The 1,251-nt window shown below is 67.6% G+C and carries 1 protein-coding gene and 2 pseudogenes; all 3 read left to right on the top strand.

Annotated elements, in window-relative coordinates; all coding sequences use genetic code 11:
• Positions 1-385 (top strand): annotated as a pseudogene (locus QZH66_RS16355) (lipid-transfer protein); the annotation flags it as partial.
• A 23-nt stretch (positions 386-408) separates the two neighbouring features.
• Positions 409-999: pseudogene (locus QZH66_RS16350) on the top strand (acyl-CoA dehydrogenase family protein); the annotation flags it as partial.
• Between the two features lie 25 nt (positions 1,000-1,024).
• The coding region (locus tag QZH66_RS19065; protein ID WP_345783866.1) for an acyl-CoA dehydrogenase family protein at positions 1,025-1,251 on the top strand (227 nt) is incomplete at its 3' end.

Genomic DNA, 1,251 nt, shown 5'->3' with positions numbered 1-1,251 from the left:
CATCACCGGCCTGCCCGAGATGGGCCTGGTCGCCCAGCAGCTGTGGCAGCAAAGCCGCCTCACGCCGCAGGACATCCAGACGGCAGTGATCTACGACCACTTCACGCCCTTCGTGCTGCCGCAGCTCGAAGAATTCGGTTTCGCCAAGCGCGGCGAGGCCAAGGACTTCATCCGCGCCGGCCAGCATGCGCGTGGCGGCTCTCTGCCGATCAACACCCACGGCGGCCAGCTCGGCGAGGCCTACATCCACGGCATGAACGGCATTGCCGAGGGCGTGCGCCAGGTGCGCGGCAGCTCGGTCAACCAAGTCGCCGATGTGCACAACGTGCTGGTCACGGCCGGCACCGGCGTGCCCACCAGCGGCCTGATCCTGGGCGAAGCCTGAACCCGGCCAAGGAGCAAGACACCATGTTCATTGACCTCACCCCCGACCAGCACGCCCTGCGCCTGAAGGTGCGCGACTATTTCAACGACCTCATGACACCCGAGCTGCGCCTTGAGCTGCGCGGTGCCGAGGGCGGCGACACTTACCGCAACACCATCCGCCAGATGGGCCGTGACGGCTGGCTCGCCGTGGGCTGGCCCAGGGAGCACGGCGGCCAGGGCCTGAGCGCGACCGAGCAGCTGATCTTCTTTGAAGAAGCCAACATTGCCGGCGCGCCGCTGCCCTTCGTGACCATCAGCACCGTGGGCCCGGCGCTGATGGAGCACGGCACGCAGGCGCAGAAGGAGCGCTTCCTGCCCGGCATTGCTTCCGGCGAGACGATCTTTGCCATCGGCTACTCCGAGCAGCAGGCCGGCTCCGACCTGGCCACGCTCAAGACGCAAGCGCGCCTCGAAGGCGACCTGCAGACCGGCCATTTCGTGGTCAACGGCGCCAAGCTGTGGACCTCGGGCATCGAGTCGGCCGACCATGTCTGGCTGGCGGCGCGCACCAGCCCCGACCTGGCGCGCCACAAGGGCATCTCGATCCTGATCGTGGACACCGCTGCGCCGGGCTTTTCGCACACGCTGATCNCATTTCGTGGTCAACGGCGCCAAGCTGTGGACCTCGGGCATCGAGTCGGCCGACCATGTCTGGCTGGCGGCGCGCACCAGCCCCGACCTGGCGCGCCACAAGGGCATCTCGATCCTGATCGTGGACACCGCTGCGCCGGGCTTTTCGCACACGCTGATCCAGACCGTGGGTAACTTCACGGCCGCCACCTATTTCGACAACGTCGCGGTGCCGGCCGACCGGCTGGTGGGCGA

It is taken from the genome of Stenotrophomonas sp. YIM B06876, assembly GCF_030711595.1.
In the GTDB taxonomy this organism is placed as follows: Bacteria; Pseudomonadota; Gammaproteobacteria; order Xanthomonadales; family Xanthomonadaceae; genus Stenotrophomonas.
This window is presented reverse-complemented; position numbering and strand designations above follow the sequence as displayed.